The 20,825-nt window shown below is 73.8% G+C and carries 18 protein-coding genes; 9 read left to right on the forward strand and 9 right to left on the reverse strand.

Going from position 1 to position 20,825, the window contains the following annotated elements; all coding sequences use genetic code 11:
- The first annotated feature begins 45 nt into the window (after positions 1-45).
- A complete protein-coding gene (locus ACFCV8_RS07730; RefSeq protein ID WP_376684385.1) occupies positions 46-873 on the forward strand; it encodes an IclR family transcriptional regulator in 828 nt (275 codons plus the stop codon).
- 90 nt (positions 874-963) lie between these two features.
- Complete coding sequence (gene pepE / locus ACFCV8_RS07735; protein WP_376684371.1) at positions 964-1,692, forward strand: dipeptidase PepE; 729 nt, start codon at positions 964-966, stop codon at positions 1,690-1,692.
- Positions 1,693-1,701: 9 nt separating this feature from the next.
- Here pepE and ACFCV8_RS07740 read toward each other — a convergent pair whose 3' ends face one another.
- From ACFCV8_RS07740 to ACFCV8_RS07750, 3 genes are all read right to left on the reverse strand, one after another.
- Positions 1,702-3,000, reverse strand: coding sequence for an MFS transporter (locus ACFCV8_RS07740; RefSeq protein ID WP_376684372.1), 1,299 nt, complete (start codon positions 2,998-3,000; stop codon positions 1,702-1,704).
- A 119-nt stretch (positions 3,001-3,119) separates the two neighbouring features.
- Entirely contained in the window at positions 3,120-3,722 is a 603-nt protein-coding gene (locus tag ACFCV8_RS07745) for a TetR/AcrR family transcriptional regulator (RefSeq protein WP_376684373.1), read from the reverse strand.
- Between the two features lie 360 nt (positions 3,723-4,082).
- Positions 4,083-5,882: an MFS transporter gene (locus tag ACFCV8_RS07750; protein ID WP_376684374.1), complete on the reverse strand. Its 1,800-nt coding sequence runs from the start codon at positions 5,880-5,882 to the stop codon at positions 4,083-4,085.
- A 270-nt stretch (positions 5,883-6,152) separates the two neighbouring features.
- Here ACFCV8_RS07750 and ACFCV8_RS07755 point away from each other — a divergent pair, with 270 nt between their 5' ends.
- Both ACFCV8_RS07755 and ACFCV8_RS07760 read left to right on the forward strand, forming a co-directional pair.
- Positions 6,153-8,336: an acyl-CoA dehydrogenase gene (locus ACFCV8_RS07755; RefSeq protein ID WP_376684375.1), complete on the forward strand. Its 2,184-nt coding sequence runs from the start codon at positions 6,153-6,155 to the stop codon at positions 8,334-8,336.
- A 46-nt stretch (positions 8,337-8,382) separates the two neighbouring features.
- Positions 8,383-9,585: a lipid-transfer protein gene (locus ACFCV8_RS07760; RefSeq protein WP_376684386.1), complete on the forward strand. Its 1,203-nt coding sequence runs from the start codon at positions 8,383-8,385 to the stop codon at positions 9,583-9,585.
- 299 nt (positions 9,586-9,884) lie between these two features.
- Here the strand turns inward: ACFCV8_RS07760 and ACFCV8_RS07765 are convergent, their stop codons facing one another.
- Together ACFCV8_RS07765 and ACFCV8_RS07770 are read right to left on the reverse strand one after the other, a co-directional pair.
- The gene (locus ACFCV8_RS07765) at positions 9,885-10,517 is read right to left on the reverse strand and encodes a response regulator (protein ID WP_376684387.1); all 633 of its coding nucleotides are present in this window, start codon (positions 10,515-10,517) and stop codon (positions 9,885-9,887) included.
- A gap of 19 nt (positions 10,518-10,536) precedes the next feature.
- Positions 10,537-11,004 (reverse strand): hypothetical protein, encoded by a 468-nt coding sequence (locus ACFCV8_RS07770; protein ID WP_376684376.1) that lies wholly within the window; start codon positions 11,002-11,004, stop codon positions 10,537-10,539.
- A 175-nt stretch (positions 11,005-11,179) separates the two neighbouring features.
- Between ACFCV8_RS07770 and ACFCV8_RS07775 the strand changes: the two genes are divergently transcribed.
- Positions 11,180-12,394: a sensor histidine kinase gene (locus tag ACFCV8_RS07775; RefSeq protein WP_376684377.1), complete on the forward strand. Its 1,215-nt coding sequence runs from the start codon at positions 11,180-11,182 to the stop codon at positions 12,392-12,394.
- Complete coding sequence (locus ACFCV8_RS07780; protein ID WP_376684388.1) at positions 12,391-13,095, forward strand: response regulator; 705 nt, start codon at positions 12,391-12,393, stop codon at positions 13,093-13,095. The genes ACFCV8_RS07775 and ACFCV8_RS07780 overlap by 4 nt, the downstream gene beginning before the upstream one ends.
- A 15-nt stretch (positions 13,096-13,110) precedes the next feature.
- On the opposite strand, the gene ACFCV8_RS07785 is transcribed toward ACFCV8_RS07780, so the two are convergent.
- The 4 genes from ACFCV8_RS07785 to ACFCV8_RS07800 all read right to left on the reverse strand — a co-directional run bounded on the left by ACFCV8_RS07785 (position 13,111) and on the right by ACFCV8_RS07800 (position 17,355).
- A complete protein-coding gene (locus ACFCV8_RS07785) occupies positions 13,111-14,358 on the reverse strand; it encodes a hypothetical protein (protein WP_376684378.1) in 1,248 nt (415 codons plus the stop codon).
- 68 nt (positions 14,359-14,426) lie between these two features.
- Positions 14,427-15,668: a sensor histidine kinase gene (locus ACFCV8_RS07790; protein ID WP_376684379.1), complete on the reverse strand. Its 1,242-nt coding sequence runs from the start codon at positions 15,666-15,668 to the stop codon at positions 14,427-14,429.
- Positions 15,669-15,688: 20 nt separating this feature from the next.
- Entirely contained in the window at positions 15,689-16,405 is a 717-nt protein-coding gene (locus ACFCV8_RS07795; RefSeq protein ID WP_376684380.1) for an ABC transporter permease, read from the reverse strand.
- Positions 16,405-17,355, reverse strand: a complete 951-nt coding sequence (locus ACFCV8_RS07800; RefSeq protein WP_376684381.1) for an ABC transporter ATP-binding protein — start codon at positions 17,353-17,355, stop codon at positions 16,405-16,407. Before ACFCV8_RS07800 ends, ACFCV8_RS07795 begins: the two co-directional genes overlap by 1 nt.
- A gap of 285 nt (positions 17,356-17,640) precedes the next feature.
- Between ACFCV8_RS07800 and ACFCV8_RS07805 the strand changes: the two genes are divergently transcribed.
- From ACFCV8_RS07805 to ACFCV8_RS07815, 3 genes are all read left to right on the forward strand, one after another.
- Complete coding sequence (locus ACFCV8_RS07805; protein WP_376684382.1) at positions 17,641-18,513, forward strand: MaoC/PaaZ C-terminal domain-containing protein; 873 nt, start codon at positions 17,641-17,643, stop codon at positions 18,511-18,513.
- A 97-nt stretch (positions 18,514-18,610) separates the two neighbouring features.
- A complete protein-coding gene (locus ACFCV8_RS07810; RefSeq protein ID WP_376684383.1) occupies positions 18,611-19,687 on the forward strand; it encodes a Zn-dependent alcohol dehydrogenase in 1,077 nt (358 codons plus the stop codon).
- 37 nt (positions 19,688-19,724) lie between these two features.
- A complete protein-coding gene (locus tag ACFCV8_RS07815; protein WP_376684384.1) occupies positions 19,725-20,666 on the forward strand; it encodes a 3-oxoacyl-ACP reductase in 942 nt (313 codons plus the stop codon).
- Positions 20,667-20,825: the final 159 nt, after the last annotated feature.

Consider the following 20,825-nt stretch of genomic DNA (forward strand, 5'->3'; position numbering starts at 1 on the left):
CAGTTTCCCGTTATTTGCAATTCAGGTCTGAATGGTGAGATGACGATGGCGGAGTTCGATCTGGACCGGCGCACCCCCGCCGGGGCCCTGCAAACCGTCGACCGGGCGCTCCTCGTGCTGCTCGCCTTCGAGCGGACCCGGCCGGACTGGGGCGTCACCGAGGTCGCCGAGGAGTTCGGCTGGGACACCTCGGTGGCCCAGCGGCTGCTCGCCACCCTCGCCGGACGCGGCTTCCTCGTCTCCGACCCGGCCACCCGCCGCTACCGCATCGGCCCCGCCGTGCTGCGGCTCGGCAGGCTCTGGGAGCGCTCCGGCTCGCTGGAGCTGCTGGCCGGGCCGGTGCTGGAGGAGCTGTGCCGCGTCACGGGCGACACCGTGCTGTTCTGCCTGCCGGACAGCTTCCACATGCGGTGCGTCGCCGCCGAGGAGGGCGAGGCCGGGCCGCTGCGCTACTACCCGCTGGTCGGCGAGCTCTACCCGGCGCACGCCGGTGCGACCAGCAAGTCGTACTACGCCTATCTGCCCGACGAGCAGCGCCACCGGCTCTTCCGGGGCCGCCCGATGGCCCGCTTCACCGAGCGGACGGTCACCGACCCGGACCGGCTGGAGGAGGAGTTCCTCAGGATCCGGGCCCAGGGCTACGCCTGGACGGTCGGCGAGTACGACACCGGCATCGCCACCGTCGCCGTGCCCGTCTTCCTCGGCCGCGAGCCCTACGGCAGCCTCAGCCTCGGCGGCGCCGAGCAGCTCTTCGCGGGGGCGCCGGACGACCGGCTCGACGCGCTGCGCCACGCGGCCGGGCTGCTGGAGCAGCGGCTCACCCGCCCGCCGCAGCGCCCGAAGTCCCGCGCCCGCCGCCCCCGTACGACCTGACGGCCGTCACCACGGCCCGTCACCACGGCCCGTCGCGCCGGTCGTCGCACCGGCCCGTCACCACACCGGAAGAGAACCGAGAGGTACCCGATGAATCTGCTGCTGCTCTCCAACTCCACCCAGTACGGCCGGGGTTATCTGGAACACGCCCTCGACACCGTCACCGCGTTCCTGCCCGAAGGCGCCCGGCTGGCCTTCGTCCCGTACGCGCTCGCCGACCACGACACGTACACCGCCCGGGTCCGCGCCGCTCTCGAACCGGCCGGGATCACCGTCCGCGGGGTCCACGAGAACGCCGACCCGGTCGCCGAACTCACCGCTTGCGACGCCGTGTTCATCGGTGGCGGCAACTCCTTCCGGCTGCTGAGCGCGCTGTACCGGACCGGTCTGCGCGAGGCCGTGACCGCGGCGGTGCGGGACGGGCTGCCGTACATGGGGGCCAGTGCCGGGACGAACATGGCGGCGCCGACCCTGCGGACCACCAACGACATGCCGATCGTGCAGCCGCCGTCCTTCGAGGCGCTCGGGCTCGTCCCGTTCCAGATCAACCCGCACTACCTGGACCCGGACCCGGCCAGCACCCACAAGGGCGAGACCCGCGAGGAGCGGCTGACGGAGTTCCTGGAGGAGAACGACGTACCGGTGCTCGGCCTGCGCGAGGGCTCCTGGCTGCGGGTCGAAGGGGACCGGGCCCGGGTGGACGGCGCCCACCCGGCCCGGCTGTTCACCCGCGGCGCGCAGCCGCGGGAGCTGGCGGCGGGCTCGGACGTCTCACCGCTCCTTGCGACGACGCCGCGGTTCGATACTCCGGCGCGCTGACCGCGGGGCTCACCGCGCCCCGGCCGCCCCGGTCCTCTCCTCCGCCCCGTCGCCTTCCCCGGTGCGTACCTGCCCGCGGTGTCCGCCGCGCAGGTACGCGCTGGTGAGGGCGGGCAGGATCGCCGGAAGGGCGAGGACGGCCAGGGCGATGCCCAGGACGATGGGGGCGCGGAGCCCGTGCGCCGGGATCAGGGCCGACCCCAGTGCGGAGCCCAGGATGACGCCGAGGGTGATGAACGACGCGTGGACGGTGTTGACCAGCGGGGTGGTGCCGCCGGCCCGCTGCACCCGCACGGCCATCGCGGGGTTCATCGTCACGCCGACCAGACCGATGCCCAGTACGAACACCAGCGCCAGCGGCGGGACATCGGTGAAGAGCGCGAGTCCGGTCAGGAAGACGACGTTCAGGCCGGTGCCGGTCAGCAGGGTCGAGACGGTGTGCCGGTCCGCCAGGCGGGCGACCACCATGTTGCCGACCAGGGTCGCGGCGCCGTAGGCGAGCAGGAGCAGCGGGACCAGGCCCGCGGAGAAACCGGTGACCTCGGTGAGGATCGGCGTGAAGAAGCTGAACGCGGAGAACGTCGCCCCGATGATCAGCGTGCTGGAGACGAGCGCCAGCCGGAACTGCGGCCTGCGCAGGACCGCGAGCTCGTCCCGTATCGAGCGCGGCGCTTCCGCGGGCGCGCCGGGACCGGCTGCTCCGGCGGCTCCGGTGGGTTCGGCGGGGTTGCGGACGAACGCGAGGGTGAGGACCGCGGCGGCCACCGTGAGCAGGGAGATGGTCCAGAAGGCGGCCCGCCAGCCCAGCCGGTCGCCGACGAACGTCGCCAGCGGAAGCCCGAGCAGGGTGCCGAGCATCAGGCCGTTCATGGCGACACCGTTCGCCCGGCCGCGCATCCGCTCGTCCACCAGCCGAGCGCTCAGCGACACCGCGATGCCGAAGAACGCCTGCGAGGCCGTGCCGCTGACGACGCGTGCGGCCACCATGACCGGGTACGACGTCGCCAGTGCCGCGACGACGTTGCCGACGAGGAAGACCGCGATGATCGTCAGCAGCGCGTTCCTCGGCGGGATCCGCAGCAGCGACAGGGTCAGGACCGGCCCGCCGACCGTCATCGCGACGGCGAAGACCGTGACGAGGTAGCCGATCTGCTCGATCCCGGTGCCCAGGCCCTCGGCGAGCTGCGGCATGAGCCCGGCGACGGCGAACTCGCTGGTCACCATCGCGAAGATGCCCGCCGCGAGAATGTGGACGGCCAGGGGGACCTTCCCGGCCGGGGCGAGCCTTGTCGGCGTGGTTGTGTTCATGTCGGCCGCTTTCTGTGATGGAGGATCCAAAATGAGGGCATGCGGAAACCCTCGACCGCGCGAGGGCCCTCGGACGGGTCCCTCGCGCGTGAGGCGAGGTGGGATGGGGTGGGGGGGGGTCAGCCCAGGAGGGCGTGGAGTCCGGCGAGCGCCACCCGTCGCAGGGTTTCGGCGTCGACACCGGCCTGGGCGGTGACCCGGATGCCGGAGATGACGGTGCTGACCAGGAGGGCCCCGTCATGGGGGTCGATGCCCGCGGGAATGCTTCCGTCGGTCCGCCCGGCGCGGATGGCGTCGGCCAGGAGTGCGGTCCGCTCGCGCAGATCGCGATCGAGCATGCGGGCGACGCGCTCGTCCCGTTCGCGCAGGGCGGGGTCCATGAAGCTCTGCACCACCATGCATCCGGCGGCGTGCCCCCGGCGGACCGCCGCCTGCTCCTCGGCGACGACGAGATCGACCAGGGCCCGCAACCGGTCCGCGCCGCGGAGCCCGTCGTCCGTCAGGAGCGCGGTCTGCCGCTCGCGGATGGTGTCGATGTAGTGCTCCAGGGCTCGCACGAACAACTCGTCCTTGGAGACGAAGGTGTTGTAGAGACTGCTGCGCCGGACGTCGGCCGCCTCGCAGAGCTGCTCGGTCGAGGTGTTGGCGAATCCGCGCACCCGGAACTCGGCAGCCGCGGCATCGAGCACCGCGCTCTCGTCGAACATCCGTGGTCTACCCATGGACGGCACCCTAACAGGTTCTGGATGGAGGAATCCAAAAAGGAGGTGGGCCCCTTCGGGGTGCGTACGCCTCGGCCGGCTGCGGTCACCCGTTCCCCGGGCGCGGCGTCACGGGGTGCTCGCGTCCGCGCGGCGGACGCGTCCGCAACGGCCGCGGCCAGGGGGTCCCGGGCCGGACGGCCGAGGAGATCCGGGCATCCGCCGACGGGTGTCCGGTGACGGCCGGCCCCTGGCGGCGGGTGTCCTGTGCTCAGGCGTTCGCCGACGGGTGTCCTGTGCCGGGCGTTCGCCGACGGGCGTCCGGTGACGGGCATCCGCCGAAGAGGAGCGGCGCCGCCACCGCGCATCGGCCGCTCCTCCCTACGACGACACCGTGGTGCGCCGCTCCTGCGCGCCGACCTCCAGCACCAGATCGGCGTCCACCGCCGGCCCGTCGCCCGGGTACGCCGCCGGGCGGGCGCACGGGGAGAACCCGGTGGCCGAGCCGACCAGCACATAGCTCCCGCCGCGCGGGGCGGCCAGGACGTAGCGACCGTCCTCGTCCGCCACGGCGAGACCGGCCTGCCGCCCCCGGTGGTCGACCAGCGTCACATTGGCGCGGACCACCGGGGCGCCGTCCGGGCCCAGCACCCGCCCCCGGAAGCCCCCCGGACCGGCCACCGGACCCGGGGCGGCGGGGGCCGCGGGCGCCGGGACCCCGTCCTCGCTGCTCGCCAGCAGCGTCGGGCGCACCGCGTCGCGCCGGGCCGGCAGGAACGCGGCCAGCACCAGCCCCGCCACCACCGCGCCCGTCGCGATCAGGAACGAGATGCGGAACCCCTCCATCGAGGGCAGCACGGCCCCGCCCGTACGCACCGAGGTGTTCGCCAGCACCATGCCGATCACGGCGCTCGACACCGATGTGCCGATCGACCGCATCAGGGTGTTCAGCCCGTTGGCCGCGCCGGTCTCGGAGGGGTCCACCGCGCCGATGATCAGCGCGGGCAGCGAGGAGTAGGCCAGCCCGATGCCCGCCCCGAGCACCACCGCGATCACCACGGTCTGCCAGGCGGCGCTCATCAGCCCGATCCCCGCCCCGTAGCCGACGGCCATGATCAGCATGCCGAGCATCAGCGAGACCTTGGGGCCCCGGCGGGCGGAGAGCCGGGCGTACGCCGGGGCGACGAGCATCATCGTGATGCCGAGCGGCGCCACGCACAGCCCGGCGACCACCATCGACCGCCCGAGCCCGTACCCCGTGGACTCCGGGAGCTGGAGCAGCTGCGGGAGCACCAGCGAGACCGCGTAGAACGCGACCCCGACCATGATCGAGGCGAGGTTGGTCAGCAGCACCTCGCGCCGGGCGCTGGTACGCAGATCGACCAGCGGGGTCGGGCTGCGCAGCTCGAACAGGCCCCACAGGAGCAGGATCAGCAGCGCGCCGGCGAGCAGGCCGAGCGTGGCGGCCGAGGTCCAGCCCCAGTCGGCGCCCTTGGTGATCGGCAGCAGCAGGCAGACCAGTCCGAGCGAGAGCCCCAGCGCACCGGGCAGGTCGAAGCGGCCGGGGGCGCGCAGCGAGGTCTCCGGCACGGCGAGGACGGTGAGCACCATCGACAGCACCCCGAGACCGGCCGAGCCGAGGAACAGGGTGTGCCAGTCGGCGTGCTGGGCGACCAGCGCCGCGGCGGGCAGCGCCAGCCCGCCGCCCACGCCGATCGAGGAACTCATCAGCGCCATCGCCGAACCGAGCCGCTCGCGGGGCAGTTCGTCACGCATGATGCCGATGCCGAGCGGGATGGCGCCCATGGCGAAGCCCTGGAGCGCGCGCCCCACGATCATGATGACCAGGTCGTCGGTGAAGGCGCATATCAGGGAGCCGATCACCATCACGGCGAGGCTGGCGAGCAGCATCTTCCGCTTGCCGTGGAGGTCGCCGAGCCGGCCCATGATCGGGGTGGCGACGGCCCCCGCGAGGAGCGTCGCCGTCATCACCCAGGTGGCGTTCGACGGGTCGGTGTGCAGCAGCGCGGGCAGGTCCTTGATGACGGGTACGAGCAGGGTCTGCATCACCGCGACGGTGATGCCCGCGAAGGCGAGCACCGGGACGATCCCGCGGCCGGCCTTGCGCGGGCGGGGATCGGGGAGCTCCCCGGGGTGCTGTTCGTTCGTCGGCTGTGGCATGCGTGCGGCCTCCGGGCGGCGTGGTCGAGGTCGGAACGAGGCGTACGGGCGGCGCGGGCGGGCAGCTCCGGCCGCCGACTGTGTGCAGTGTGAAACCTTTCAGGCGTACGGCGTATTCCGATGAACGCGACGCGAACGGAGCACGGCGGCGCACTCGTTGGGCGCGCGGGGGCGGACCCGAAGCGATCCACCTGTCATCTGACCTTCCGTCAGAATGGAACGTGTTCTACTCTTGCGCCGTTCCAGTGGCTGCGACCGGCGAGGATCCGCATGGGCATCGGAATCACCGAAGAGCACAGGGAGTTGGCGCAGTCCGTACGGGGGTGGCTGGCGCGCGCCGTACCGCCGCAGGAGGTGCGGAAACTGCTCGACGCGGACGCCCCGGCCACCCCCGGCGTACGCCCCGGGTACTGGGACGGGCTCGCCGAACAGGGCCTGCTCTCCCTCCATCTCCCCGAGGAACACGGCGGCGCGGGCGGCCGCCTCCTCGACCTGGCCGTGGTCCTCGAGGAGGCCGGACGGGCCGCCCTGCCCGGCCCCTATCTGGCCAGTTCCCTCGCCTCCGCCGTCCTGGGCGAAGCCGGGCCGCCCGGCCCGGCACGCGCCCTCGCGGCGGGCGAGCGCGTCGGCGCCGTCGCGCTCGGGCCCGGCAGCCTGACCGCCGTCGAACACGGCGACGGCCACCTGCTCGACGGCACCGCACCCCCGGTCCTCTCCGGCGCCGACGCGGACCTGCTGCTCCTGCCCGCCGCATCGGCCACCGGCACCCTCTGGTTCGCCGTCGACACCGCCACCGAGGGGCTGACCGTCCGCCCGCACCACGGCGCCGACCCGACCCGGCCCACCGCCGAGGTGCACGCCGCCGGAGTGCTCGTCCCCGCCGCCCGGCTCGTCCCGGTTGACACCGCACGCGTCCGCGACCTCGCCGCCGTCCTGTTCGCCGCCGAAGTCTGCGGGACCGCCGCACAGACCCTGCACCTCGCGGCCGAACACGCCAGGATCCGCGAACAGTTCGGCCGCCCCATCGGAAAGTTCCAGGGCATCAAGCACCTCTGCGCCGACATGCTCGTACGGGTCGAACGGGCCCGCGCGCTGGTCTGGGACGCCGCCCGCGCCGCCGACGAGGAGGGGGCCGGCCCCGACGTACGGTCCATGACCGCCGCCCTCGCCGCGTCCGAGGCCCTCGAAGCCGCGTACGGCTGCGCCAAGGACTGCATCCAGGTCCTCGGCGGCACCGGCTTCACCTGGGAGCACGACGCCCATCTGTACCTGCGCCGCGCCCTGGTGGCCCGCCAGCTGCTCGGCTCCGGCGACACCCACCGGCTGCGCGCCGTCCGGCTCGCCGAGGGCGGGGCACGGCGCGGACTCACCGTCGAACTGCCCGCCGGGGCCGCCGCGTACCGGGACGCGGCCCGCGAGGCCGTGGCCGGAGCCCGGGGACTCGACCCGAAGGCCGCCCGCCGCGCCCTCGCCCCGACCGGCTACGCCGCCCCGCACCTCCCCGCCCCCCACGGGCTGGGCGCCGGCCCCGTACAACAGCTCGCCGTCCAGCGGGAACTGGCCGAGCAGGGGATACGGCTCAGCGACCTCGGGATCGCCACCTGGGTGGTGCCCTCGCTCATCGCCCACGGCACGCCCGAGCAGCAGGAGCGCTACCTGCTGCCCACCCTGCGCGGCGAACTCCTGTGGTGCCAGCTCTTCTCCGAGCCCGGCGCGGGCTCCGACCTCGCCTCGCTGCGCACGAGGGCGGAACGCACCGAGGACGGCTGGCGGATCAACGGCCAGAAGGTGTGGACGAGCGCCGCCCAGTGGGCCGACCACGGCATCCTGCTCGCCCGGACCGACCCCGACGCCCCCAAGCACCAGGGCATCGGCTACTTCCTCGTCGACATGAAGAACACCCCCGGCATCGACATCCGGCCCCTGCGGGAGATCACCGGCGACCGCCTCTTCAACGAGGTGTACTTCGACGACGTCCTGCTGCCCGACGACGCCGTCGTCGGCGCACCCGACGACGGCTGGCGGGTCGCCCGCAACACCCTGGGCAACGAACGCGTCCACATGGCCGACCAGATGACCTTCGACACCGGCCTCGAAGCGCTGATCGCCCGCTCCGGCGAACTCGACGGAGCCTGCCGGGCCCGTATCGGGGCACTCGTCGCCGAGGCCCACGCGCTCGGCTGCATCGGGCTGCGCACCACCCTGCGGCAGGTCTCCGGACTCGAACCCGGCGCCGGGGCCTCCGTACGCAAACTCGTCCAGACCACCCACCAGCAGAAGGTCGCCGAACTCGTCCTCGAACTGCTCGGCCCGGCGGGCGCCACCGGCGAGGGCCCCCAGGAACGGGCCCTGCACGGCTTCCTGATGTCCCGCTGCCTGACCATCGCGGGCGGCACCACCCAGGTCCAGCTCAATGTCGTCGCCGAGCGCATCCTCGGCCTCCCGCGCGACTGAACGCGATCGAAACCGAAGGGACCGCCCCGTGAAACCCATGAAACTCATGAAGGCGTACGTCGTCGGCGTCGGCATGACGAAGTTCGAGAAGCCCGAGACCCGCGACTGGCAGTACTGGGACATGGCGAAGGAGGCCGGGACGGCGGCGCTCGCCGACGCCTCGCTCGACTACGAGCGGATCCAGCAGGCCGTCGTCGGCTACTGCTTCCAGCCCTCCACCGCCGGCCAGCGCGCCGTCTACGGACTGGGCCTGACCGGCATCCCCGTCTACAACGTCAACAACAACTGCGCCACCGGCTCCAGCGCCCTGATGGCGGCCCGCCAGTTCGTCGAGGGCGGCGGCAGCGACTGCGTCCTCGCGCTCGGCTTCGAGAAGATGGCGCGCGGCGCACTCGGCGGCGGGGGCGCGGACGGCGGCGCCGCCGACTTCAAGACCTCGCCGGTCGCCCGGCACTACGGGGTCATGGCCGCCGCCCACGGCTTCGAGATGAGCCCGCCCACCGCCCAGATCTTCGGCAACGCGGCCCGCGAGCACATGGCACGGTACGGGACCACCGAGGCGCAGCTCGCCGCCGTCGGCGCCAAGAACCACCGGCACTCGGTCAACAACCCGTACGCCCAGTTCCAGGACCCGTACACGGTCGAGGAGATCCTCGCCGCGAAGACCATCCACCGCCCGCTGACCAAGCTCCAGTGCTCACCCACCTCCGACGGCGCGGCCGCCGCCGTCGTCGTGTCGGAGCGCTTCGTCGAACGCCACGACCTCGGCGACCGGGCGGTGGAGATCGCCGCCCAGGCCATGACCACCGACACCGGCGACTCCTTCGCCTCGGGCACCTGCATCGACGCGGTGGGCCTGCCGATGTCGCGGGCCGCCGCCCGCCAGGTGTACGAGGCGGCCGGGCTCTCGGCCGCCGACCTGGACGTCATCGAGCTCCACGACTGCTTCTCCATCAACGAACTCCTCACCTACGAGGCGCTCGGCCTGTGCGGCGAGGGCGAGTCCGGCAAGCTCGTCGAGTCCGGCGCCACCACGTACGGCGGGCGCTGGGTGGTCAACCCCTCCGGCGGGCTGATCTCCAAGGGCCACCCGCTCGGCGCCACCGGCATCGCCCAGGTCGCCGAACTCACCTGGCAGCTGCGGGGCGAGGCGGGCGACCGTCAGGTGCACGGCGCCCGCACCGGCCTCGCCCACAACATCGGCCTCGGCGGCGCCGCCGTGGTGACCCTGCTGCGGCGCCAGGGGTGACGGGACACCCCGCGTTCGCCGACCGGCCCCACGGCGGCCCGGGGGCGCGCAGCCGGGCGCGGCGAACGCGGGGGCGGGGGCGGGGGCATGGGTGCCTTCCGTCTCCGGTGCCATGCCATGCCATGCCGAAGCCGACGAGCCGGGCTTCACCGTCCTGCGGGAGAACGCCGGCGGGCTTGAAGGCCGCTGTGGGCCCGGCCCGTGGCGTGCGGTCGCCACAGGCCCTCGCGGATCTGGAGCGGCAGGAGGGCCGGACGCGGCCCGCGCCGTCCCGTCCGGCCGCGCTCCGGAGCCGGCCCTCAGAGCCAGCCCTGCTGCCGCGCCGCCCGCACCGCCTCCATCCGGTTGCGGGTGCCGGTCTTGCCGATCGCAGCGGACAGATAGTTGCGCACGGTGGACTCCGAAAGATGCAGCTTCGCCGCGATGTCGGCGACCGTCGCCCCGTCCACCGAGGCGTTCAGCGCGTCCCGTTCGCGCGCGGTGAGCGGGCTGGGCCCGGCGCTGAGCGCGGCGGCGGCCAGAGCCGGATCGATCACCGTCTCCCCGGCCAGCACCCGCCGCACCGCCACCGCCAGCTCCTCGACCGGACCGTCCTTGACCAGGAAACCGGCCGCCCCGGCCTCCATCGCCCGGCGCAGATAGCCGGGGCGGCCGAACGTGGTCAGGATCAGCACCCGGCAGTCCGGCACCTCCGTACGCAGATCCGCGGCGGCGTCCAGCCCGCTGCGCCCCGGCAGTTCGATGTCCAGCAGCGCCACGTCCGGCCGGAACCGCAACGCGGCCGCCACGATCTCGTCCCCGGCACCGACCTGCGCCACGACCTCGATGTCCGGCTCCAGCCCGAGCAGCAGCGCGAGCGCGCCCCGCATCATCCCCTGGTCCTCGGCGAGGAGCACCCGGGTGAGCCGTGCCGGGCGGTGGTCCTGCGGCATCTCGTTCACGCGGGACAGATTAGGCGCTGCCCCGCGGTTCGGAGCCGTCCGCGTGCGCGCCGAAGGAGTGTCCGCGCACCGCGACCGCCGCGCACAGGGCCGCGAGGGGGAGCTCCGCGGCCACGGCCATGACGACGGCGACGGCCAGCTCCGGCCCGGGGGCGGCGGTGGCGAGATCGGCGCAGGCGTCGGCGAGGAGCAGCAGCGCCGCGGCGGCCGAGGGAGCACGGTGCCGGGCGTCGCCCCGCAGCAGGCGGTGCCCGGCGGCGAGCAGCGCGGCGGCCTCCAGGGCGTCGAGGACGACCCAGGCGGCGGACTCGGCGGGCGGAAGGGAACCGGCGAGGTAGCCGAGCCAGGGAAGCAGCACGAGGCCCGCCCCCGTGAGCACGAGCCCCTGTCGGCGCCGGACACGGCCGGGGCGGCAGGTGCTGTCGGCCGCGGGGCGACCCCAGCCGGAGGACGGCGGGCCGAAGGCGGCAAGGGGCACGTCGGGGCCTCGTTCCGTAGCGCGGGTCCAGCCGTTGGACCCCCGGACAACCCTCCGTTCCGCGCCGCCCGGAGTCAGTAACACCGCTTTCCGTCCTGGGGTGGCACCAGTTGCACCTCCGGAACGGACGAGAGGTTCATGGCGGGCCGTGAAGACGCGCCTCTACGGTGGGACGATGCAGCTACCGCCCCGGCAGCGGCGGGCACTTGCCCGCCTGTCCCGCGACGTCTCCTTCCTCGCCCTGGGGCTGCCGCTCCATCTCGTCCTGGGTTTCGCGCTGTTCATGGCCTTCGGCCTGATGTGGGAGACCGTCGAGGGAGGGGACGACAGCACGCCGGTGGTCCTCGGGATCACGCTGGTGCTGGCGGCCTGCTGCCTGCCGGTGCTGACCGCGGCCCAACGCCGGCGCTTCCGGCGGCTGCTCGGCGTCGACATACCGCGCCCGGGACGGCGCCGGCCGTGGCGGCGGATCGGCTACCACTGCCTGGCCGGGGCGGTGCTCGGCACGCTCGAAGGGATCGTGGTCGGGCTGCTGCCGACCGGGGCGGTCGCGGCACTTGCCCCCGGGTGGGTGTACGCGCTGCCCGCGCAGTGGCGGGCGGGGTTCCTCGGCAGCGCGACGTGGACGGTCTCGGTGTCCCTGGTGGGACTGGCCGTGCTGGCCGCCGTACCGGGCCTGGCCGCCGCCCTCGTACGCCTGGAGAGCCGGGTGGGCCCCGCACTGCTCGGCCGGGGCGGCAGGGAGGACCTGGCGCGCCGCGTCCAGGACCTCACCGAGAGCCGGGCCGGCGCGGTCGACGCGGCGGACGCGGAGCGGCGGCGCATCGAACGGGACCTGCACGACGGCGCGCAGCAGCGGCTGGTGTCGCTGGCACTCAACCTGGGCCTGGCCAGGGCCACGCTGACGGATCTGCCGCCGGAGGCGCGCGAGGTGATCGACACGGCGCACCGGGAGGCGATGGAGGCGATCGAGGAGCTGAACGACCTGGTACGCGGCCTGCACCCGGCGGTACTGGACGAACTCGGCCTGGACGCCGCGCTCTCCGGGCTCGCGGCCCGTGCCCCGCTCCCTGTACGGCTCCTGGCGGACCTGCCGCGCCGGCCGGCACCGGCGGTGGAGGCGGTGGCCTACTTCGTGGTGTCCGAGGCGCTGGCCAATGTCGCCAAGCACGCGCGGGAGGCGACCCGGGCGGATGTGACGGTCACGCTGCTGGGCGCGATACTGCGGGTGGTGATCGTGGACGACGGTCCGGGCGGTGCCGACCCCCTCGGAGGGAGCGGCCTCACAGGGCTCGCCCAGCGCGTGCGGTCGGTCGACGGAACGTTCCGGCTGAGCAGCCCCCTGGGGGGACCGACCATGATGAGTGTGGAGTTGCCGTGCCAGAGCTGACGAGTGCCACCGCCGGACGGGGAGACGGCGGGTCCGGCAGGCGGCGCGCGGTCATCGCCGAGGACTCCGTGCTGCTGCGGATGGGGCTGGTCAGGGTCGTGGAAATGGCCGGCTTCGAGGTGGTTGCCGAGGCGGGCGACGCGGAGGGGCTGCTGGCCGCCGTCGAGGAGCACCGGCCCGACCTGGCCGTGGTGGACGTCCGCATGCCGCCCGGCTTCACCGACGAGGGGGTGCGCGCGGCCCTGTCGATCCGCCGCGACCGGCCGGCGACCGCCCTGCTGCTGCTCTCCCAGTACGTCGAGGAGCGCTACGCGGCCGAGCTGCTCGCCGCCAACACCAGCGGCGTGGGCTATCTGCTGAAGCAACGTGTCGCCGACGTGGAGGAGTTCATCGAGGCGCTGCGGCGGGTGGCGGACGGCGGTACCGCGCTGGACCCGCAGGTCGTCGCGCAACTCCTCGTACGGCGGTCGAGCGACCCGCTGGACCGGCTGACGGCCCGTGAACGGGAGGTGCTCGCCCTGATGGCCGAGGGCCGCTCCAACGCGGGCATCGCCGCCCGGCTCGTGGTCAGTGAGAGCGCCGTCGCCAAGCACATCAACAGCATCCTCGCCAAGCTCGACCTCCCCAGGGCCGACGCCGACCACCGCCGGGTGCTGGCCGTGCTGCGTTTCCTGGGGGTGGGCGCCCGGCCCGGTCACTGACCCCGGCGCGACGCCCTACGCCACCCGGCACTCCGCGGCGATCGCCGCGCGGACGGCGGACAGCTCCCGGTCGAGCGCCCGCATCTCGTCGCCGGCCGGGGCGAGGGTCGGTCCGGTGCGGGGGAGGGTGCCGACGAACCGGATACGCAGATGGGTGGGGGGCTTCCCGGTGCCGGACGCGTCGCCCCGGAGCTCGGAGAGACGGTGCAGGCGCGCCCGTTCGGAGTCCGGGACCGAGGCGCAGTAGGCGCGCATCGCCTCCCACGGATCGCCGCTGCCCCGGGTGACGCGGTGCAGGGCGAAGGCGGCCGGTTCCCGCAGCAGCAGGGTCCGCAGCAGGGATTCCGTGGCGGCGGCGGTGGTGAGGGCGGCGGCCGTCCGGTCCGCCCGGTACGTCCGGTCGACGGACCGGGGGTCCAGCCACCGCAGCCCCGAGTGGAGCAGGTGCGCGCCCTGGGAGAGCAGCCCCAGCAGCGGGCGGGCGACCATCTCGCCGGCCCGGGCGAGGTTGCCCGCCCGCCCGCCGCCGGCGAGGTCGTGGTGCGCCCGGGGCTGCTCGGGGTCCGGCCTGAGCAGGTTCTCCCAGCCCGCCAGCGCCTCCAGCGCGGAGCGGACCGTGCGGGCGTGCGGCCGTCGCTCGTCCGCCGCGTGGGCGAGTTCGTGGACGAGCAGGGCGAGCCGCTGATCGTCGGTGAGGGTCTCCCAGAGGGGCAGGCCCAGCACGAGAGCCCGGCGGCGGCGCAGGCCCACGGACACCCAGTGGGCCCCGTACCGGGTGTCGAAGGCGATCAGGTCGGGCGGGCGGGTGGAGACCTCGGCGCCGATCCGTGCGACGAGCGCGTGGAGCGCGGGCGCGGTGGCGCGGTCGACGGTGTGCCGGGGCGGCCGGCCCGGACGGGGGAACAGCATGAAGGCGGCGAGGAGTTCGACGACACCCAGCACCTGCTGGGGTCGGGTGCCGGTGGCCAGCAGCCACACCCCGGTCACGGCCAGGGCGACGGTGACCAGATTGACGACGGTGGCGAACGCGAACGCGACGTACCGGGCGGCGCTCGGGGGTGGGGTGTCCGTGCCGTGCTCCGCCGTCCGCCGGTACAGACGCTCGTGGCGCGCCAGTTCGCGGGAGGCACTCCTGGAGACGGTGACCGGACCGGCCGGGTCCACGTTCCAGTCGCAGGCCGGGCACCAGCTGCTGAACCGGTCGTCCGCCGTCGGCAGCGTCGTGCGGCACTGGGGGCAGATCGCGTCCGAGTCGTCCGTCATGGAATGTGATCCTGCGCGGAACCCGGCATGGGTGCTGCTCGAACGGGTAGTCGTTGTCCGTTCGTGACTCACCGGGCCCGGGACGGCTCCGGCCGGCTCCCGCCCGGCTCCTCCCCGCCCGGATCCGGCCCGCCCGCCTCTGGTCCGTCCGACGGGAGCTCCGCCGTCACCACGAAGCCGCGGCCCGGATCGGGGCCCGCGCGCAGGCTGCCGCCCGCCGCGGCCAGGCGTTCGGTGAGCCCGGTCAGGCCGGTGCCGCCGATGCCGGTGACCGGTGGGGTGTCCGGGCCGGGGCCGTCGTCCGTCACCGTCAGCCGGACCCGGCCGGCCGCGCCCTCCAGGACGAACGAGCAGCTCGTCGCGCGGGAGTGGCGTACGACGTTGGTGACGGCCTCCCGGACCACCCAGCCCAGCAGCGCCTCCGTCTGCGGGGCGAGCGGCGGCCCCGAGCGGCGGAGCACCGGCTCGATCCCGGCGGCGGTCAGCGCCGAGCGCGCCCGGTCCAGCTCGGTGGCGAGGCTGCCCTCCCGGTAGCCGGTGACCGCCTCCCGGATCTCGGTGAGTGCCTGACGGCCGACCGCCTCGATGTCGGACACCTGCGAGAGCGCCGCGTCCAGATCGCGCGGGGCGAGCCGGCGCGCGGCCTCCGACTTGACCACGATCACCGAGAGCGTGTGGCCCAGCAGGTCGTGCAGATCCCGGGAGAACCGCAGCCGCTCCTTCTCCACGGCCGTACGGGCCAGCTCCTGCCGGGTGGCCCGCAGCTCCATCACGGTCTCCGAGAGGGCCAGGATCGCGGAGGTCACCGCCCCGGAGATGAACGTGCCGTAGCCGATCGTCCACGGCTCCGAGCCGCCGCGCCACACCGCCACCGCCACGGCGACCGCGGTGAGCGCGAACAGCCCCAGCCCCAGCCGCCGCTTGCGCAGAATGGTCCCGCAGGCCAGCGAGAGCAGCGGGAAGAACAGCAGCCAGCTCCCGCCGTACCCGATCGCCAGCGCCAGGGTGACGGCGGTCATCGCGCCGAGCAGCACGTACGACACCGGGCTCTCCCGCTTCGACCGCTCGAAGCCCCGGAACACCACCGACACGTAGAGGGAGTTGAACAGGAGCAGCCCGAGGCCACCCAGCCAGGGGTTGGACGCGTCGCCCTGGAAGAGGTTGGAGAAGGAGCCGAGGCCCAGCAGCAGCCAGGGCAGCAGCGCGAACGGACCGGGCGGACCGGGGCGCCGCCCCGCCTTCCCGCCCCGCCGCAGCCGCAGGCGGGACCGCCGCCCCTCGCACGCCTCGTCCGTCCGGTTCCCGGTCATGACCGTCTCCCCCGATCCCGTCACACGGTCCTGGTCGACCGACGGTAGGAGACCACGGCGTACGCCCCGAAGCACAGCAGCCACCCGCAGAGCACCGCGACCGTGCCCGCGCCGGGCGCGTGGCCCTCGGTGGTGGCCCAGCCCAGCTCGGCGAAGCGGTTGGCGGGGGTGTACCCGCCGATGGTGCCGAGCCACCCCGGCAGCGCCTCCCGCGGGAACCACAGCCCGCCGGCGACCGCGAAGCCCATCAGGCACGTCATGTTGACCACTCCGGTGCCCTGCGGGGTCAGCCGGTAGCCGTTGCCGAGGCCGAGCATGGTGAAGGGCAGCGCCCCGATCCACAGCAGCAGCACCAGCACGATCCACTGCCAGGCGTCCAGCCGCACCCCGTTGACCAGCCGGCCGGACAGCAGCACCGTCAGGATCGTCGGCAGGACCGTCACCGAACCGCTGACCGCACGGCCCACGACCGCCCGCGCGGGGGAGAGCGGGGTGACCCGCAGCTGGTCCAGCCAGCCGAGCGACCGGTCGGACGCCACTCCCGTACCGATCGACATCGCCGAGCCCAGCGCCCCGTACGCGGCCATGCCGACCATCGAGGACGTGCGCCAACTACCGTCGTTCTCGCCGATGTTGGTGAAGAGCAGATACATCATCACCGGCATTCCGGTGCCGAAGACCAGGAAGAAGGCGTCGCGCAGGGTCCGGCGTATTTCGAGCACGATGTAGCGGAACATCACACGGCCTCCCTCTCGGAGTCGTCGGCGGGGGCCCGGTCGGCAGGTGTGGTGAGGGCGAGGAAGGCGTCCTCCAGCGTGGCCCGGGAGACCTGGAGGCCGCGGATCGCGTCCCGGCGGGCCAGCTCCCTGACCGTGGCGTCGGAGTCGTCCGTACGCAGCAGCGCCCGGTCCCCGGACACCTCGACAAGGACCACGCCGGGCAGCCGCTCCAGGCCCTCGGCCGGGCCGCCCGCCAGGTCGAAGGAGACGAGGCTCGCGCCCGCCGCGCCCCGGAGCTCGTCGGCGGTGCCGTCCGCGACGATCCGTCCCCGGTCGATGACGACGATCCGGTCCGCGTTCCGGTCGGCCTCCTCCAGGTAGTGGGTGGAGAACAGGACGGTCTTGCCGCGCCGGGCGTACGCCCGGATCGACTCCCACAGGACGCGGCGCGCCTCCACGTCCAGCGCGGCGGTCGGCTCGTCCAGCACGATCAGCTCCGGATCGCCGGCCAGGGCGACGGCGAAGCGGACGCGCTGGGTCTGGCCGCCGGAGAGCTTGTCGATGCGCCGGTTCGCGTACGGGGTCAGCCCGGCCAGGTCGAGTGCCTCGGCGACCGGCATCGGCTCCGGGTAGGTCGAGGCGACGAAGGTGACCAGTTCGCGCACGGTGACCTTCTGGATCGCCCGCCCGTCCTGGAGCATGGCGCCGACCAGCCCCTCCCGCACCGCGTGCTCGGCGCTCCGCCCCAAGACCCGCACCGTGCCGGAGTCCGGCCGGTCGAGGCCGAGCAGCAGCCGGATGGTGGTGGACTTGCCCGCGCCGTTGCGGCCGAGCAGGGCGACCGTCTCGCCGCGGGCGATGGACACGTCGATCCCGTCCACCGCCCGCACCCGGTGCCCCGCGCGGCCGAAGGTCCGCACCGCCCCGGTGACGGCCACGGCGGCCCCGTTCCCCGTTGTCTGTGTCATGGATCCGAAGCTACGCAGCGCGAGGGCGGCCGGGCAGGGGCGTGCGTACGGACTCGGCCATGACATATGTCATGGGCCGCGCCCGCCCGGCGCCGGGCGGCACAGTGGATCTGACGCAGCGTCAGCATCGGTCTTCCCAACGGCCGGGCGCTGCGTTATACATGGGTCCATCGGCTAGAACGCGTTCTAGAAGAGGCGTCGCGGCCGGTCCCGCGCGACCTCGGTGCGGCCGACGGTGCGGACGGCCGCGCCGAGGTCTTCCCACCGCCAAGGAGCAGCCTTCCCATGCCCATTGACGCCGAAAAGGCGCTCGCCGCCGAACCCCGCTCCAGCCGCATCGGCTGGGACCACAAGGACGTCCAGCTCTACCACCTCGGGATCGGCGCGGGCTGTGCCCCCGACCGGGCCGACCCCGCCGTCGACCCCCGGGAGCTGCGCTACACCCTGGAGTCGCGGCTCCAGGTGCTGCCCTCCTTCGCCACCGTCGCGGGCGCCGGAATGGGCGGCTTCGGCGGCCTCGCCGCGCCCGGCATCGACATCGACCGTGCCGCCGTCCTGCACGGCGGGCAGACCGTCCGGGTGCACCGGCCGATCCCGGTGACCGGCAGCGCCGTACAGACCTCGAAGATCGCCGCGGTGTACGACAAGGGCAAGGCGGCCGTGCTCGTGCTGCGCAGCGAGGCGTCCGACGACGAGGGCCCGCTGTGGACCAACGACGCCCAGATCTTCGTACGGGGCGAGGGCGGCTTCGGCGGCGAACGCGGCCCCTCCGAGCGGACCCCCCGACCGGAGGCAGCCCCGGACCATGTCGTGGAACGGCCGGTCCGCCCCGACCAGGCGCTGCTGTACCGGCTGTCGGGGGACTGGAACCCGCTGCACGCCGACCCCGAGTTCGCCGCGCTGGCCGGGTTCGACCGGCCGATCCTGCACGGGCTGTGCACCTACGGCATCACGCTCAAGGCCGTCACCGACACGCTCTTCGACGGCGACGCGTCCCGGGTCCGCTCCTACCGGACCCGGTTCGCCGGGATCTTCTTCCCGGGCGAGACCCTCCGCATCGAGATGTGGGACGCCGGGAACGAGGTGCGCGTGGAGGTGAGCGCTGTCGAGCGGGAGAACGCGCCGGTCCTCGCCGACACCTTCGTCGCGTACGCCTGACCCGGGCACCGCCGCCCCGGGCACGTCCGGCCCCGGCGCCCGTGAGCCGGACCCCGAACCCGAACCCGAAGCCGCCCGATCCAGAGGGAGCCGCACCATGCGCGCAGCCGTACTTCACGAGATAGGCCAGGAGAAGCTGGAGGTCCTCGACGACGTCGAGGCGGTGGGCTTCGGCCCCGGCAAGGTCAGGCTCCGCATCAGGGCCACCGGACTCTGCCACTCCGACGTCTCCGCGATGAGCGGGGTGCTGCCGCAGCCCGCCCCGTTCATCCCCGGCCACGAGGGCGCCGGCGAGGTCCTGGACGTCGGCGACGGCGTCACCGGCCTGAGCGCCGGGGACCGGGTCCTGGTCTGCTGGCTGCCCGCCTGCGGGGCGTGCCCGTCCTGCAAGCGCGGCCAGACCCACCTCTGCCTGGCCGGGTTCATGAACGCGGGCACCCCCAACTTCAAGCGGGCCGGCGGTGACGTCTTCGGCTTCGCGGGCACCGGCACCTTCACCGAGGAGGTCGTCGTCGGCGCGGGCTGCGCGGTGCCGATCCCCGACGACGTACCGTTCGAGATCGCCGCGCTGATCGGCTGCGGGGTGACCACCGGGCTCGGCGCGGCGATCAACACCGCGAAGGTGGAGGCCGGTTCGTCGGTGGCCGTGATCGGCTGCGGCGGCGTCGGCATCTCCACGATCCAGGGGGCCCGGGTGCAGGGCGCCGCCCAGATCGTGGCTGTGGACCCGGTGGCCTCCCGGCGCGAGGCCGCCCTGCGGTTCGGCGCGACCGAGGCGGTCTCGCCCGACGAGTTCACCGACGCCAAACAGCGGATCACCGCGGGCGAGGGCTTCGACTACGTCTTCGAGGTCGTCGGCAAGTCGGCCACCGCGCGCACCGCGTACGAGCACACCCGGCGCGGCGGCACCCTGTGCGTCGTCGGCGCGGGCGCGATGGACGACAACTTCCAGGCCAACATGTTCGAGCTGTTCTTCGACGAGAAGCGGATCCTGCCCTCCATGTACGGCGGCGGCGACGTGCTCCGCTCCTACGAACGCGCCATCGCGCTCTGGCGGGCCGGCCGGATCGACCTCGAGTCGATGATCACCCACCGGGTGCGGCTGGACGGCATCAACGACGCACTGGACCAGATGCGGACCGGCGAGTCGCTGCGTACCTGCGTCGAACTCTGACCGAAGGCCGCTCCCGAGAGGACTGGAGAGAAATCCGATGTCACTTCCCCTGGACGGCAGGTCCGCGATCGTCACCGGCGCGGGCCGCGGCCTCGGACGCGCCGAAGCGCTCGAACTGGCCCGGCTGGGCGCGTCCGTGGTCGTCAACGACTACGGACAGCCGGGCCGCGACGGCTCCGGCGAGGCCTCCGCCACGCCCGCCGAGGAGGTCGCCGAGGAGATCCGGGCCGCAGGCGGCCGGGCGGTCGCGCACCTCGGCGACGTATCCGACCACGAACAGGCCCGCGCCCTGGTCGAGCTGGCCGTGGACACCTACGGAAAGCTCGACATCCTGGTCAACAACGCGGGCATCCTGCGCGACCGGATGATCTTCTCGATGTCCGAGGACGAGTGGGACTCCGTCATCCGGGTCCACCTCAAGGGCCACTTCAACACCACCCGCTTCGCCGCCGCGCACTGGCGCGCCCGCTCGAAGGAGTCCGGCGGCCCCGTGCACGGCCGGATCGTCAACACCTCATCGGAGGCGTTCCTGGCCGGTTCGGCGGGCCAGCCGAACTACGCGGCGGCCAAGGGCGGCATCGTCGGCCTCACCACCTCCACCGCCCTCGCCCTGGCCCGCTACGGGGTCACCGCCAACGTCATCTGCCCGCGGGCCCGCACCCGGATGACCGAGGACGTCTTCGCGGGCTTCCAGGAGCCGCAGGACGGGAGGCTCGACGCGCTCGCCCCCGAGCACGTCGCCCCGCTGGTCGGCTATCTGGCCTCCCCGGCCGCGGCCAAGGTCAACGGGCAGCTGTTCGTGGTCCACGGAGGCATGGTCGCGATCGTCGAACGCCCCAAGGTCGCGGCGAAGTTCGACGCCGCGAAGGAGACCTTCGGCTACGACGAGCTGGACGAGCTGATCTCGCCGTACTACGCGGACCGCCCGCCCCACGAGACCTTCGCCGCGGCGGAGGTCCTCGGCCTCAAGCGGGGCTGACCACCCGGGGCCGACCACCGGGGCACGACCACCGGGCCGCCTCCGGGGGCGACCACCAAGGCCCCTTCGGGGGCAACCACCAAGGCCCCTTCGGGGGCAACCGCCGGGAGACGACCACCCGGGGCGGTCACGGGACCGGCCGCCCACGGGAAAGGGGGT

Source organism: Streptomyces sp. NPDC056347 (assembly GCF_042262625.1).
In the GTDB taxonomy this organism is placed as follows: domain Bacteria; phylum Actinomycetota; class Actinomycetes; order Streptomycetales; family Streptomycetaceae; genus Streptomyces.

Excerpts from the sequence above, each read along its gene's own strand:
- ACFCV8_RS07730 (WP_376684385.1), top strand. The coding sequence starts at position 46 with ATGGCGGAGTTCGATCTGGACCGGCGCACCCCCGCCGGGGCCCTGCAA.
- pepE (WP_376684371.1), top strand. The coding sequence starts at position 964 with ATGAATCTGCTGCTGCTCTCCAACTCCACCCAGTACGGCCGGGGTTAT.
- ACFCV8_RS07740 (WP_376684372.1), bottom strand. The coding sequence starts at position 3,000 with ATGAACACAACCACGCCGACAAGGCTCGCCCCGGCCGGGAAGGTCCCC.
- ACFCV8_RS07745 (WP_376684373.1), bottom strand. The coding sequence starts at position 3,722 with ATGGGTAGACCACGGATGTTCGACGAGAGCGCGGTGCTCGATGCCGCG.
- ACFCV8_RS07750 (WP_376684374.1), bottom strand. The coding sequence starts at position 5,882 with ATGCCACAGCCGACGAACGAACAGCACCCCGGGGAGCTCCCCGATCCC.
- ACFCV8_RS07755 (WP_376684375.1), top strand. The coding sequence starts at position 6,153 with ATGGGCATCGGAATCACCGAAGAGCACAGGGAGTTGGCGCAGTCCGTA.
- ACFCV8_RS07760 (WP_376684386.1), top strand. The coding sequence starts at position 8,383 with ATGAAGGCGTACGTCGTCGGCGTCGGCATGACGAAGTTCGAGAAGCCC.
- ACFCV8_RS07765 (WP_376684387.1), bottom strand. The coding sequence starts at position 10,517 with ATGCCGCAGGACCACCGCCCGGCACGGCTCACCCGGGTGCTCCTCGCC.
- ACFCV8_RS07775 (WP_376684377.1), top strand. The coding sequence starts at position 11,180 with ATGCAGCTACCGCCCCGGCAGCGGCGGGCACTTGCCCGCCTGTCCCGC.
- ACFCV8_RS07785 (WP_376684378.1), bottom strand. The coding sequence starts at position 14,358 with ATGACGGACGACTCGGACGCGATCTGCCCCCAGTGCCGCACGACGCTG.
- ACFCV8_RS07790 (WP_376684379.1), bottom strand. The coding sequence starts at position 15,668 with ATGACCGGGAACCGGACGGACGAGGCGTGCGAGGGGCGGCGGTCCCGC.
- ACFCV8_RS07795 (WP_376684380.1), bottom strand. The coding sequence starts at position 16,405 with ATGTTCCGCTACATCGTGCTCGAAATACGCCGGACCCTGCGCGACGCC.
- ACFCV8_RS07800 (WP_376684381.1), bottom strand. The coding sequence starts at position 17,355 with ATGACACAGACAACGGGGAACGGGGCCGCCGTGGCCGTCACCGGGGCG.
- ACFCV8_RS07805 (WP_376684382.1), top strand. The coding sequence starts at position 17,641 with ATGCCCATTGACGCCGAAAAGGCGCTCGCCGCCGAACCCCGCTCCAGC.
- ACFCV8_RS07810 (WP_376684383.1), top strand. The coding sequence starts at position 18,611 with ATGCGCGCAGCCGTACTTCACGAGATAGGCCAGGAGAAGCTGGAGGTC.
- ACFCV8_RS07815 (WP_376684384.1), top strand. The coding sequence starts at position 19,725 with ATGTCACTTCCCCTGGACGGCAGGTCCGCGATCGTCACCGGCGCGGGC.